At 55.0% G+C, this 12,235-nt stretch carries 13 protein-coding genes; 8 read left to right on the top strand and 5 right to left on the bottom strand.

The window, feature by feature from the left end; genetic code table 11:
* Nucleotides 1–57: 57 nt before the first annotated feature.
* Both O1V65_RS04710 and O1V65_RS04705 read right to left on the bottom strand, forming a co-directional pair.
* A complete protein-coding gene (locus O1V65_RS04710) occupies nucleotides 58–1,098 on the bottom strand; it encodes a PLP-dependent cysteine synthase family protein (RefSeq protein WP_017490559.1) in 1,041 nt (346 codons plus the stop codon).
* An 18-nt stretch (nucleotides 1,099–1,116) separates the two neighbouring features.
* A complete protein-coding gene (locus tag O1V65_RS04705) occupies nucleotides 1,117–1,908 on the bottom strand; it encodes an ABC transporter ATP-binding protein (RefSeq protein ID WP_017490558.1) in 792 nt (263 codons plus the stop codon).
* A 246-nt stretch (nucleotides 1,909–2,154) separates the two neighbouring features.
* On the opposite strand from O1V65_RS04705, the gene O1V65_RS04700 reads away from it, so the two are divergent.
* From O1V65_RS04700 to O1V65_RS04690, 3 genes are all read left to right on the top strand, one after another.
* The gene (locus O1V65_RS04700) at nucleotides 2,155–3,210 is read left to right on the top strand and encodes an ABC transporter substrate-binding protein (protein WP_017490557.1); all 1,056 of its coding nucleotides are present in this window, start codon (nucleotides 2,155–2,157) and stop codon (nucleotides 3,208–3,210) included.
* Nucleotides 3,211–3,222: 12 nt separating this feature from the next.
* Complete coding sequence (locus O1V65_RS04695; protein WP_017490556.1) at nucleotides 3,223–4,239, top strand: ABC transporter permease; 1,017 nt, start codon at nucleotides 3,223–3,225, stop codon at nucleotides 4,237–4,239.
* A gap of 199 nt (nucleotides 4,240–4,438) precedes the next feature.
* Nucleotides 4,439–5,755: a cation:proton antiporter gene (locus O1V65_RS04690; RefSeq protein WP_017490555.1), complete on the top strand. Its 1,317-nt coding sequence runs from the start codon at nucleotides 4,439–4,441 to the stop codon at nucleotides 5,753–5,755.
* 42 nt (nucleotides 5,756–5,797) lie between these two features.
* On the opposite strand, the gene O1V65_RS04685 is transcribed toward O1V65_RS04690, so the two are convergent.
* On the bottom strand, nucleotides 5,798–6,919 hold the full coding sequence (locus O1V65_RS04685) for an NADH:flavin oxidoreductase (protein WP_017490554.1): 1,122 nt from the start codon (nucleotides 6,917–6,919) through the stop codon (nucleotides 5,798–5,800).
* Nucleotides 6,920–7,021: 102 nt separating this feature from the next.
* On the opposite strand from O1V65_RS04685, the gene O1V65_RS04680 reads away from it, so the two are divergent.
* A complete protein-coding gene (locus O1V65_RS04680) occupies nucleotides 7,022–7,390 on the top strand; it encodes a winged helix-turn-helix transcriptional regulator (protein ID WP_026110354.1) in 369 nt (122 codons plus the stop codon).
* Nucleotides 7,391–7,392: 2 nt separating this feature from the next.
* On the opposite strand, the gene O1V65_RS04675 is transcribed toward O1V65_RS04680, so the two are convergent.
* A complete protein-coding gene (locus O1V65_RS04675; RefSeq protein ID WP_227955090.1) occupies nucleotides 7,393–8,304 on the bottom strand; it encodes a LysR family transcriptional regulator in 912 nt (303 codons plus the stop codon).
* Between the two features lie 149 nt (nucleotides 8,305–8,453).
* Here O1V65_RS04675 and O1V65_RS04670 point away from each other — a divergent pair, with 149 nt between their 5' ends.
* Both O1V65_RS04670 and mntP read left to right on the top strand, forming a co-directional pair.
* Nucleotides 8,454–9,176 carry an SDR family oxidoreductase gene (locus tag O1V65_RS04670; protein WP_017490551.1) on the top strand — a complete coding sequence of 241 codons (723 nt, stop codon included), beginning with the start codon at nucleotides 8,454–8,456 and terminating at the stop codon, nucleotides 9,174–9,176.
* 297 nt (nucleotides 9,177–9,473) lie between these two features.
* Nucleotides 9,474–10,046 carry a manganese efflux pump MntP gene (mntP, locus tag O1V65_RS04665; protein WP_269130225.1) on the top strand — a complete coding sequence of 191 codons (573 nt, stop codon included), beginning with the start codon at nucleotides 9,474–9,476 and terminating at the stop codon, nucleotides 10,044–10,046.
* A gap of 56 nt (nucleotides 10,047–10,102) precedes the next feature.
* On the opposite strand, the gene O1V65_RS04660 is transcribed toward mntP, so the two are convergent.
* The gene (locus O1V65_RS04660; protein WP_017490549.1) at nucleotides 10,103–10,366 is read right to left on the bottom strand and encodes an MFS transporter; all 264 of its coding nucleotides are present in this window, start codon (nucleotides 10,364–10,366) and stop codon (nucleotides 10,103–10,105) included.
* A 142-nt stretch (nucleotides 10,367–10,508) separates the two neighbouring features.
* Here O1V65_RS04660 and O1V65_RS04655 point away from each other — a divergent pair, with 142 nt between their 5' ends.
* A complete protein-coding gene (locus tag O1V65_RS04655) occupies nucleotides 10,509–11,105 on the top strand; it encodes a TetR/AcrR family transcriptional regulator (protein WP_017490548.1) in 597 nt (198 codons plus the stop codon).
* Between the two features lie 148 nt (nucleotides 11,106–11,253).
* Nucleotides 11,254–12,231, top strand: a complete 978-nt coding sequence (locus O1V65_RS04650; RefSeq protein WP_269130224.1) for an amidohydrolase family protein — start codon at nucleotides 11,254–11,256, stop codon at nucleotides 12,229–12,231.
* Nucleotides 12,232–12,235 lie beyond the last annotated feature (4 nt).

The raw sequence follows: 12,235 nt of genomic DNA, 5'->3' as shown, positions 1-12,235 counted from the left end.
AAAGTCTGCCCCTTGCGGGGCAGACTCTATTTAATCTTCTCTAAATTTGTGCCTTTCTCAGGCCAGCGCCTGACTTTTTAGCAATGCCTCAATCTTGATTTGTTCGACGCTCAGCTGCGGATTAAACAGACCGGTAGAGAGGTAGGTCAACCCGCTGTCGGCAAGAAGGGTCACAATGCGTTTACCCGCATTCTCCGGGCGACGCGCAATCTCGCGTGCCGCATGCAGCACGGCACCCGAAGATTCGCCAATCAGAATACCGTCGGTTTTTGCCACTTCGCGCGCGGCCTGAACGGCCTGCCAGCTTTCAACCGCCACGACTTCATCAAACAGCTCACGGTCCAGCGTCAGCGGCACGCGCTCGGGTGTCACGGTGCTGAAGGCATGAACGCCGGTAATTTCCCTGACCTCAGGGTTATCTTTGTCGGGAATTGAATGTCTCCCCGGTTCAACGGCGATAAGCTTAATGTCCGGCTTGAGCTGGCGCAGATAACGCCCTGTCCCTGACAGCGTTCCGCCGGTGCCCACCGAGGCGACAACGATGTCGGCCTGCCCCGAGGTCTGCTGCCAGATTTCCGGCCCCGTGCTCTCATAGTGTGCCTGCGGGTTAGCCGGGTTCTCCAGTTGATAGGTGAAGAAGATATTGGGTTCCTTGAGGATAACATTGTCAGCCAGCCATTTGGCGGCGGCCACGAAGTCCCCGTCGCTCTCCTCAAGGATTTTATCGAAACCGGGCACCTGGCTAAACGGAATAATTTCGGCACCGAAAGCGCTGAGAATAGCGAATCGCTCCTCACTGAGTTTGTCGTGTAAATAAACGCGGAATTTATATCCCTTAGACGCCGCGATGGCCGCAAGACCAATACCGGTATTTCCACTGGTGGTATCCACCAGCGTGACACCCGGCTTTAATTTACCGGAACGTTCGGCGGCCTCAATCATTGCCAGCGCAATGCGGTCTTTAATACTGTGGTTGGGATTGAAATATTCCAGCTTGGCAAGCAGGTCAACGTTTAATTTATTTTCCTGGCTAAACCGCTTGAGCCTTAATAACGGCGTCTGTCCAACCAGTTCAGTAATTCCATTATGAATTGTCATGGTGTGCTCCACACATAATCAGGCAACGGGAACGTCGGCGCCGAGCAACTGCAGCGCCTGAGTACGTAATTCAACCAGGCGCGGGTCATCACGACGTCGCGGGTAGGGTAAGGGAACATCGATAGTTTCAATGATTCGGGCCGGACGTGGGCTAAAGACCACCACCCGATTCGCCATCAGCAGCGCCTCTTCAACGTCGTGCGTCACCATCAGCGTGGTAAAACGCTGTTCGCGCCACAGGTTCACCAACTCCTGCTGCATGCGAATGCGGGTGAGCGAGTCCAGTTTACCGAGCGGTTCGTCGAGGATGAGCAGACGCGGATGATTAACCAGTGCGCGGGCAAGTGCGGTGCGCTGCGCCATGCCGCCAGAGAGCTGATGTGGCCAGGCGTTGGCGAACTGGCTAAGCCCGACCTTTTCCAGCGTCTTGTCAACGTGGCTGCGGCCGTCGTCGGTCAGTTTACCGCGCGTTTGCAGCCCCAGAGAGACGTTGCCCCACACGCTGCGCCATGGGTAAAGCGTCGGATCCTGAAACACCACTACGCGGCTGGGATCGGGCTGCAACAGCGGGCGTCCGTCCTCAAAAATATCACCCGCGATCGGGTTATCCAGCCCGGCTACGAGGCGCAACAGCGTGGATTTCCCACAGCCTGATGGACCGAGCAGCGCGACAAACTCACCGGGTTCAACTTTCAGGGAAACATCTTCAAGCACCGGAAGCGTTTTTCCTTCCAGATAAAATGCGTGGCTCACCTGATTAATATCCAGCGCCAACCCTGTGGTGCTTTTAATTGTGTCGCCTGAAGACATGGCCTACCCCATTGATGGTTGTTCTGAAATAAAATATTCCGGTTTTTGAGGTAAAGGTAAATGCTTAATAACAGCAAAGCTAACCTGAAAAGTGAATAAGCGAGAGATGAAAATATTAATGCACTATTGTTATTTTATCCGTCTATCTAAACCTGCAACATTAAACGTTAATTCAAAATAGTTTCTTACAATGAATGTTCCTTTACCCCTGAAGTATTTTATTTATAAACAATGGCGGAATTAAATATGGCAGGATATACCGACTCTTCACGGCGTGCTTTTATTCAACGGGCGGGATTACTTGGCGCAGGGCTTGGCCTCTCCTCGGTCTTTCCCGCCTGGGCCGACACCGCGCCCGTCGACGCGGGCAAGCTGACGACGGTCAAACTGGCGTGGGGCCAGACGGCGGTATGTCAGGCCCCCATTTCCGTCGCCTTAAAACAGGGATTCTTCAAAAAATATGGCCTGAACGTGGAGCCGGTTAACTTCAGCGGCCCCACTGATTCGCTGTTACAGGCGATTGCCACCGGACAGGCCGACGGCGGTATAGGCATGGCACTGCGCTGGCTCAAACCGCTTGAACAGGGCTTCGACGTTGACCTGACCGTGGGCACCCACGGCGGCTGTATGCGCCTGCTGGCCGCCAAAAATTCCGGTATCAACAGCGTGAAAGATCTGGTGGGCAAAAACGTGGCGGTGAGCGATCAGGCCAGCCCGCTGCGTAACTTCTTTGCTATCCAGCTGGCGAAACAAGGGATCGATCCCGACAAACAGGTGAACTGGGTGCAGTATCCGGCCGACCTGTTTGGTGAGGCCCTGAAGAAGGGGGAAGTGCAGGCGATTGCCAGCGACGATCCGCAGGGATGGCTCATCAAGCATCGCTACGACCTGCAAGAGGTGGACAACAACATGAGCGGCGAATACCACACCATGACCTGCTGCGTGCTGGGTCTGCGAGGCTCGCTGGTGCGCGATAATCCGGCGGTGGCGCGTGCCATCACTCAGGCGATTGTCGACGCGCAGCAGTGGACGGCGGATAACCCGGCCGAAACCGCCAAAATCTTCGCCCCTTATGTGCCGGGCAATGTACCGATTGACGACATCACCGCGATGCTCAAGGAACATACCCACAATCATCACTCAACCGGTGAGCAACTGCGCAGTGAAGTGGCGACCTACGTTAACGAGCTGAAGCTTATCAACGTTATACGCCCTGAGACCAACGCCCAGCAGTTTGCCGATCACTACGTGCCGAACCTGCTTCCGGCCTCGCACGATGCCATGAACATGAAGATGGGCTAATAAGGAGTTGCCATGTCCAGTGATACGCTCGACAGACTAAAAAGCCCGGCTCTGAAAGGCCAGAAGCTGGCGCTGACGCCCGCATTGGGTATCGCCCTCCTCGCCTGGTGGGGCCTGGTGGCGCTCATGGTTTTCTGGCCGGACAAACCGGTCGGCTTTGCAACGCCGCGCTTTGTAGGCGAGACTCATCGCCTGTTCGCCCTCTTCTCGGCCCTGCTCACCGTCGCAGTATTACTGGGCCTTGTGGTGCAGTGGCGCTGGCTGTTTTCGCCGTTACAGCGGGCGGCACGCTGGTTAGTGGCGTTAGCGGTGTTGATTGCCATTTGGGAAACGGTGACCGCCAAACTTGCACTGCTGCCTGCCCCGTTCTTTGCGCCGCCTCGTGCATTGGTCGAAGCCTATGCAACCGACTGGTATCGGCTTGGCGACAGCGTGTTGAACTCGCTGAGACTTCTGGCGCTAGGCTTTATTTTTGGCAGCATCAGCGGATTTGTCACCGGCGTGGCGATCGGCTGGTCGCGCGGATTGGGGTATTGGGTGCATCCGATCCTGCGTTTTTTGGGTCCGGTGCCTTCCACCGCCCTACTGCCGCTGTCGCTGTACTTCTTCCCTTCAAGCTTCTCGGCGGCAATATTTCTTATCGCTCTGGCAACCTGGTTCCCGGTCACCGTATTGACCTGGTCCGGTGTCTCAAGCGTGGATAGTCGCTATTACGATGTTGCCAGAACGCTGGGGGCCAGCAATGTGTTCCTGATTCTGCGCGTCGCGGTTCCGGCGTCACTGCCGCACGTGTTTGTCGGGCTGTTTATGGGGCTGGGGGCATCTTTCTCGGTGCTGGTCGCGGCGGAGATGATGGGGGTCAAGTCTGGCCTTGGCTGGTATCTACAGTGGGCGCAGGGCTGGGCGGCCTACGCCAATATGTATGGTGCGCTGATCGTCATGGCCTTATTGTTCTCGTCGCTGATTACGCTGCTGTTTGCCGTGCGTGACAGGGTGCTGGCCTGGCAGCAAAGCGCGGTGAAGTGGTAGCAGACTTATTAACGGATATTATTTATCCCTTACGATTAGCGAATTAAAAAATCTCTGCTAGGTTTTAAACAGTTATTACTCCCTGTGTTCTAAGCGACTTTGCCCGCCTCGTGCGGGTATTTTTTCGTCTGTACTATAATGGGTTAGGAAAACACTTAGCTTTATTCTTTTCATTATTTTATTACACACAAGGGGAAGTATGAATTATCTCGCATGGACTGCAGCAACGGGCGGTTTACTCCTGCTAATGTCGCTCTCTTACGGCTGGATAAATCGCACACCGGTCCCTATTTTCGGTATTTATTTGCTGGTCGGCGTCGCCTGCGGCCCGTGGGGCTTCAACGTGCTTAATATTGACGTTCTGGCCCACTCGACGATCGTCAGCCGTATTACAGAAATCGCCATCGCGACCTCGCTGTTTATTACTGGCCTGAAGATACGCTTACCGCTGCGGGCCAGCATCTGGCGTATAGGCGTTCGGCTCGCCATTCCAGGAATGATCCTCACTGTGCTGGGCGTCATGGTGATTGCCCACTATCTGACCGGATTATCCTGGCCGATTTCACTGGCGCTCGCGGCCATTATCGCCCCGACCGACCCAGTGTTAGCCAGTCTTATCGCCATCAACGATGCGCGTGATGACGACAGTCTGCGGCTTTCTCTGTCGAGCGAGGCAGGGCTTAATGACGGTACGGCGCTTCCTTTGCTGATGCTGGCGCTGCTGTGGCACAACGCCGAAGGGGCACTCTCGACGCAGGCGCTTGTCCACTGGTTTACGATTGACGTCGTGTGGTCGCTGGTTGCCGGACTGGGGATTGGCTACGGTCTTGGCCGGCTTATCGGGCTTATTTCTACCCATTGGCGGCATGCACAGGGTGAGGTTGCGCCCAGCGATTTTATTGCCTTATCGTTGATCTGCCTAAGCTTTGCGCTAGCTATCTCGGTCGATGCTTCGGGCTTTTTGGCCGCCTTTGCCGCCGGTGTGGGCCTGCGTAGTGCCGAGCTTAAAGTGCAGAAAAAGAATCCGGCTGAAGAGGAGCAGGAGGAAAATCCCCCCGCCGAGATGATGATCAACCCGCATCTGCGCCACGCTATCGAGCAACGAAGCCCGCTAAAATCCATGGGCCTGCTGATTGGTGATGCGCTGTCTTTCGGCGATACGATTGAGCGACTCTTCGCCGCCGCGATTGTGATTGTATTAGGCGTCACGCTGGCCCAGCATTGGGAATTCATGGGCCTTATTCTGGCATTTATTTTATTCTTTATTATCCGACCGCTAGCGGTGTATTTATCGACCTGGCGTTCGTCTTATTCCCGTCAGCAGCGCATATTATTTGGCTGGCTGGGAATACGTGGCATCGGGAGTCTCAACTATATTGCCTATGCTTACACGCACGGCATGCAGGGCAGCGAGGCGACAATAATGACCAACTGCGCGCTGACGATTATTACCGCCAGCGTATTGGTGCATGGAATTACGGTCACGCCGCTGCTTAATTTCTGGAGCCGAAAATAAGCAGCGAGCGGCCCCCCGAATTCCGGGGCTTAACGCAGAGGTTTACACCAACTCTCGCAGCGCCTCGGCGGTGAAGTCTTTGAGTGCGGCCTGATTACCGGTGCGGATTTTCGTAACCCAATGTGGATCGCTCAACAGTGCGCGACCGACGGCAATCAGGTCAAACTCGTTGCGCTCCAGACGTTCGATCAACTTATCAAGGCTGGCAGGGTGCGAGCTTTCACCGGCAAAGGCGGACATAAAGTCGCCCGACAGGCCAACGGATCCGACGCTGATGGTGGCGGCACCGGTCAACTTCTTGGCCCAGCCGGCAAAATTCAACCCGCTCTCGCCGTCAATTTCAGGGAATTCTGGCTCCCAGAAGCGGCGCTGCGAACAGTGCAGAATATCCACACCGGCCTCAACCAATGGCAGCAACCAGTCGGTCATCTCCTGTGGCGTCGGGGCAAGACGTGCGGAATAGTCCTGCTGTTTCCACTGGCTGACGCGCAAAATGAGCGGGAACTCAGGCCCGACGGCTTCACGCATTGCCTTCACCACCTCGGCCGCAAAGCGCGAACGCTGCTTGAGCGTGGCGCCCCCGTAGGCATCGGTACGCTGGTTGGTTCCGGCCCAGAAGAATTGGTCAATCAGGTAACCGTGCGCGCCGTGAATTTCCGCGACGTCAAAACCTAAACGTTTGGCGTCGGCCGCGGCCTGAGCGAAGGCGGCGATAGTGTCGGCAATGGTCTCATCGCTCATGGCCTCACCGCGCGGTTCGCCGGGAGCTATCAGGCCTGATGGGCTTTCGACCGGGGATTCAGGCACCCAGTCGGTCAGGAAGCTGACCACCGAGCCGGTATGCCACAGCTGTGGCCCCATCTTGCCGCCCGCGGCGTGCACTTCATCGATGACCTTTTTCCAGCCTTTAAGCGCCTCGTCGCCGTGGAAGAACGGAATGTTGGCATCGTTTCGCGACGCGGGGCGATTGATAACCGTCCCTTCGGAGAGGATAAGTCCGACTTCGCCCTCGGCGCGGCGCTGATAATAGGCGGCAATATTTTCACCCGGCACGCCGTTTGGCGCGAAGGAACGGGTCATCGGAGCCATAACGATTCGGTTTTTCAGTGACAGGCCTTTCAGATGAAAGGGTTGAAACAGGGCGTCTACGTTTGATCTGCTCACAGGGTATTTCTCCGTTTAGGTTATCGGCATTCATAGTATAATGTGTATACTAGGTGTCAATTAGGCACTTTACAGCTACCAGGTATCTCCATGGAAACCACGATGTCCGAAATACAACCTGTTACCGGGATTAACTGCCCTCACCGTCTCTTGCTCGACCAGATTGCCGATAAATGGTCGGTGCTGATACTCGCACAGCTGTGTGAAAAACCTCTGCGTTTCAATATGCTCAAACGTGAGCTGGAAGGCATCACCCAAAAGGCGCTGACCCAGAGCCTGCGCCGCCTACAGCGTAACGGCATTATCGAACGGCGAGTTATTACCTCCTCGCCTATCGCCGTTGAATATGAAATCACGCCGCTCGGGCGCACGCTGAAAGAGCCGTTCAAGGCGTTGTATGACTGGACGCGTAACTATCTGCCGCAGGTTGAACAGGCGCGGCTGGCGTTTGATGCCAGCAATCCAGACTAAGGTTATTCCTTTTCGAGCCACTGAATGAAAAATTCACTAAAGGTCGAGACCTGCAACGGCTGAAAACGGCGCTGCGGATAGACAAACTGTAGCCCAACCTGCTTTTTATCATGACGGCTAAAGCCCAGAAAGCAGTCGGCCAACAAAACCTTGAGCCGCCCCTGTTCGACGTCTCGCTTGACGTCCCACCAGGATTTACTGGCTATCCCTGCGCCCGCCAGCACCCATTGGCGCAGCAGTGCCCCGTCATCGCAGACCATGACGGGCGTAACGCGCACGGTTTCAGGTGCGCCCTCTTTGTCAAAACGCCATTCATTGAGCAACGTACCGCGACTCTGCAGCGCAAGGCAGCGGTGATGATGCAGCGCCTGCGGCGCATCCGGTACCCCGTGTTTCTCCAGATAGGCCGGTGAGGCGACTATCACTCGGCGATTAGCTTTAATAAAACGGGTCACCAGATTGCTGTCCGGGAGATTGCCAAAGCGGATGCTCATATCCAGACGATGGGCTATAAGATCTACGACATCTTCGCTCAAAAACACCGAAACCCTCACTTCGGGCCATAACTTTGCGAAGTCGAGCAGCGCCGGTGACAGATACTGACGACCGAAATCGGAAGGGGCAGAAATACGCAGTGTCCCACTCAATGCGCCCTCTTTTTGCGTCAGTTTAGCTTCGGCCTGCACCATCTCCTCCAGCACGCGTAGCGCCGAATGATAAAACTCTTCTCCTGCTCGTGTCAGCGCAATTGAGCGCGTCGAGCGATTAAATAGCCGGGTCTGATAGCGCTCCTCCAGCGCCTTTAGACGCGCCGTCATGGTCGCCGGAGACAAATTCATCCGTCTGCCTGCCGCAGCCAGACCGCCCGCCTCCACCACTTCGACCAGTAAGGCCATATCTTCAAGCTTGCCCATATTATTCGGATTTCCTGAATAGATAATCAGTTTTTGTCGTCATTATCAAATACGGGTTGCAGAGGTAAAGTCAATACATCCCCCTTATGCAGGCGCAAAAGGGTGCCTGAACACTCACTCTATTTTATTGTGTCAATAAGGAATCAATCATGAGCAAACAACGTACTTTGATTATCGGCGGCGCATCGGGCATTGGTTTCGCGGTAGCGCAACAGCTGGCCGCACGGGGAGATAGTTTGATCCTTGCCGGTCGCAACGGCGAAAAGCTACAGCGTGCGGCTGAAACGTTGCGAACTTCTGATGCGCAGATTGAGACGATAGCCTTGGATATCGCCAATGAGGGAGCGTTGCGCGAGCTGTCGAAAACGTTGGGCCAGGTTGACCATATCGTCGTAACAGCGGGTTCACTGGCGCCGGGCGGCACACTCAGCGCGCTCGACCTTTCAGCGGCAAAACAGGCCTTTGACACCAAGTTCTGGGGCAGCCTTGCCGTGGTACAGCATCTTGCGAGTCAGGTCAAAACAGGCGGCACCCTGACGTTGACCAGCGGCTTTTTGGCGCGTCGCAGCGTCGCGGGCACGATGGTGAAAACGACCATCAATGCCGCTCTGGAGGCAGCGGTCAAGATTATGGCCAAAGAGCTCTCACCGCTGCGCGTTAATGCCGTGAGTCCGGGGCTTACCGATACCGAAGCCTATGCGGCTATGGTCCCCGAAGCACGCCAGCAAATGCTGGAGAAAGCGGCGGCTTCTTTGCCGGCCAAAACCTGGGGACGCGCAGAGGATATCGCCAAAGGATATCTCTTTATCATTGATAATCCGTTTGTCACCGGTTCAGTGGTGGATATCGAAGGGGGCGCGCTAATCGATTAATTTAATTTCGGCATCCCTCAGCCCCGCGGCTGCCTCTGCGGGGCACTCCTCATCTAAAGTCAAATAACCCTATTTCGATTAAGTTTTTATAATTACTGAATGTTTTCATTACTTAGGCGATTAAACCTTAACGTTATTGGGGAAGTTTTGCCCAAGTATAGCCTGGGCTATGTATCTTACCACATGCTATAAGTACATGAAAAATATGGTTTTTTTATTTAATTTTTTATGGCAGACTAGCGGCCTCTTTTAATTAATAGCCTTTATTGCTCTTGAAAGGCTTAACTGGTCTGTTTTATGAACACATACGCAATTCTTATTCTCGCCTTTGGCATGTCGATGGACGCCTTCGCCGCGGCTATTGGCAAAGGTGCCTCACTGCATCGTCCACCGTTTAAAGAAGCATTGCGTACCGGCTTAATTTTTGGCGTGATCGAGGCCATTACACCGATTATCGGCTGGTGTATCGGGCTGGCAGCCAGCAAATTCATTATGAGCTGGGACCACTGGGTGGCCTTCGGCCTGCTGCTGATTCTTGGCCTGCGAATGATCCATGAAGGTTTCAAAAAAGAGAGTATTGATGAGGCAGAGATCCCGCGCCGCCATGGCTTCTGGCTGTTGGTGACCACCGCGATAGCCACCAGCCTCGATGCGATGGCCGTTGGCGTCGGTCTCGCCTTCCTGCAGGTTAATATTATTGTTATGGCATTCACCATCGGTGCTGCCACAACAATAATGGCAACCAGCGGCATGCTGCTCGGACGCTTCCTCGGCGGCGCTATCGGCAAATGGGCCGAAGTGCTAGGCGGCGTCGTGCTTATCGGCATCGGTTCGTCCATTCTTGTGGACCACCTCGGCCTGCTGCGTTGATTTAACTGACGTTTTCCACTCCGGCGCTAACGAAATCAACCCCAGCAGCGCCGTTATCATGCCGTTTGAGAAACCGGATATTGAGCCAGGGATCGGGGTAAAATAGGTAAATTCGGCCCGCCGAGCATCATGGCGCAGGCATACCAGGACACCCAATATCCCACCAGGGCAACCGAGACCCGCAGGCCCATAGCTATCGCATTTATTATCGCGCTCCCCTGAAATTCACTGCTGACCATCGCAAAAATGCCAAAGCTCAATGCGTAAATCGCCACGGGTAAACGCACCGTAGAATCTTCCTTAACGTGCAATGAATTCATCGGGGTGTCTCTCCTTGAGACCGGTTTTTTTATTTATGTACTAGAAATTACATCATTAACATAAGCGATAGTTTTTATCAGCGCCAAGCAATTGTGTTATTGTGACTACATAATTAATTTCGATCGACAAACAGGGTAAAACATGGCCAAACGACGAGGACGTCCGCTGGGATTTGACCGCAGCCTGGCGTTGCAAAAGGCAATGGAGATTTTCTGGCGCAAAGGCTACGAGGGCACGCAGCTTGTGGATCTCACCTCAGCATTAGGCATTAATCCGCCGAGTTTTTACGCCGCTTTTGGCAGCAAACTGTCGCTGTTCTACGAGGCCGTAGACCTCTACATCGCGACCATTGGCAGCAAAACCATGGAGGCGTTGAATCAGGAGGATGTCACGCGCAAGGGGCTGCGCGCCATGCTGGAAGGCGCTATCGCCAATGCAACGTCCTCCGAGTCAGGCGGGTGTCTGATGGTCATGGGCGTGGTCAATAATCACGCTGAGAATCGCGAAGCCTGGGCCTTTCTGCGCAATAAGCGGGTCGAAACACGCGAATTGATCCGCGCGCGCATTCAGCGAGGAATAGCACAAGGCGACCTGCCGGCTAACGCCGATGACCAGGCGCTGGCGGCACATTTTCTGGGCGTAACGCAGGCGATTTCATTTCAGGCCCGCGACGGTGCGTCTCAGCCAGAATTGTTTGCCATGGTCGAGTCGGCCTTGGCCGCGTTGCCGTCGGCATAAAGAGGCCATAAGCTTCACCCACGGGAATGCATTAATGAAATAGCGGATTTGGAATTTATCGTTCTCCATAGCGATACTTTGAAATGGCACCAACCCTACGCAGCCGGTGCCTGCTCAATGGAAAATAATCATCATTATGGAGAAAAAGATGAACAACAACGGCTATAGCCGCCGGTCAGTGGTGCTTGGCATGACCGCTCTCGGGATGATGTCGGCGATAAACGGCGCGGTTTGGGCCAAGCCTATCCCGGAAAATGAGGCGAAAAGACGTTTCACCGTCCCCTCCGGTGCCTGCGACTGTCACCACCACATTTATGACTCCCGCTTTCCCACGCTGCCCGGCGCAAAACTCACGCCCCCTCCCGCCACGGTCACCGATTATCGCGCCCTTCAACGGCGTTTAGGCACCACCCGCAATGTTATCGTCACCCCTTCGGCCTATGGAATTGACAACCGCTGTCTGCTGGATGCGCTGGCGCAGATGGGCGCGGCGGCGCGAGGAATTGCGGTCATTAACTCCAGGGTGACGGACGACGAACTAGAGAAACTCAACCATGCAGGCGTTCGGGGGATCCGCGTGCTTTTCGGTCGAACCAATCCCGTTCAACCTTCAGAGATAGAGACGCTGGCACAGCGCATCAAGGGACTCGGCTGGCAAATGCAGTTTTATATGCCCGGCGCGCAGCTTGTCGACCTCTCAACGACGCTGCGTAAACTCCCCACGCCAGTGGTTCTCGACCATATGGGACACATCCCGCAGCCGCAGGGCGAAAATTCAGCGGCCTATAAGGCCGTGCGTCGTCTGCTTGATAGCGGCAACGGTTGGGTAAAACTGTCGGGAGCCTACATGGATACTCGCCTTGGCCCACCCGACTATCCCGACACTTCGGCCATTGCACGCAGCTACATCACCGCCGCGCCCGAGCGCGTAGTCTGGGGATCCAACTGGCCTCATCCCGCGGCACAGGCCGGTGAAACGCCTATGCCGGATGATATGAACCTCTTCAATCTGCTCGCCGAATGGGCTCCCTCGAGCACCGTGCGGGAACAGATTCTGGTCAGGAACCCCGAGGTGCTGTTTGGTTTTGATGCGAAAGATCGTCAGCCGCCCGCCAAAGCGGTGTAAAAAT

Origin of the sequence: Rouxiella badensis (assembly GCF_026967515.2) — a bacterium.
Classification (GTDB): Bacteria; Pseudomonadota; Gammaproteobacteria; order Enterobacterales; family Enterobacteriaceae; genus Rouxiella; species Rouxiella badensis.
Note: the sequence above shows the minus strand (reverse complement) of the source record. Positions and strands in the feature narration are given on the sequence as shown.

Excerpts from the sequence above, each read along its gene's own strand:
- O1V65_RS04670 (WP_017490551.1), top strand. The coding sequence starts at position 8,454 with ATGAGCAAACAACGTACTTTGATTATCGGCGGCGCATCGGGCATTGGT.
- O1V65_RS04700 (WP_017490557.1), top strand. The coding sequence starts at position 2,155 with ATGGCAGGATATACCGACTCTTCACGGCGTGCTTTTATTCAACGGGCG.
- O1V65_RS04690 (WP_017490555.1), top strand. The coding sequence starts at position 4,439 with ATGAATTATCTCGCATGGACTGCAGCAACGGGCGGTTTACTCCTGCTA.
- O1V65_RS04680 (WP_026110354.1), top strand. The coding sequence starts at position 7,022 with ATGTCCGAAATACAACCTGTTACCGGGATTAACTGCCCTCACCGTCTC.
- O1V65_RS04695 (WP_017490556.1), top strand. The coding sequence starts at position 3,223 with ATGTCCAGTGATACGCTCGACAGACTAAAAAGCCCGGCTCTGAAAGGC.
- O1V65_RS04705 (WP_017490558.1), bottom strand. The coding sequence starts at position 1,908 with ATGTCTTCAGGCGACACAATTAAAAGCACCACAGGGTTGGCGCTGGAT.
- O1V65_RS04650 (WP_269130224.1), top strand. The coding sequence starts at position 11,254 with ATGAACAACAACGGCTATAGCCGCCGGTCAGTGGTGCTTGGCATGACC.
- O1V65_RS04655 (WP_017490548.1), top strand. The coding sequence starts at position 10,509 with ATGGCCAAACGACGAGGACGTCCGCTGGGATTTGACCGCAGCCTGGCG.
- O1V65_RS04710 (WP_017490559.1), bottom strand. The coding sequence starts at position 1,098 with ATGACAATTCATAATGGAATTACTGAACTGGTTGGACAGACGCCGTTA.
- O1V65_RS04660 (WP_017490549.1), bottom strand. The coding sequence starts at position 10,366 with ATGAATTCATTGCACGTTAAGGAAGATTCTACGGTGCGTTTACCCGTG.
- O1V65_RS04675 (WP_227955090.1), bottom strand. The coding sequence starts at position 8,304 with ATGGGCAAGCTTGAAGATATGGCCTTACTGGTCGAAGTGGTGGAGGCG.
- mntP (WP_269130225.1), top strand. The coding sequence starts at position 9,474 with ATGAACACATACGCAATTCTTATTCTCGCCTTTGGCATGTCGATGGAC.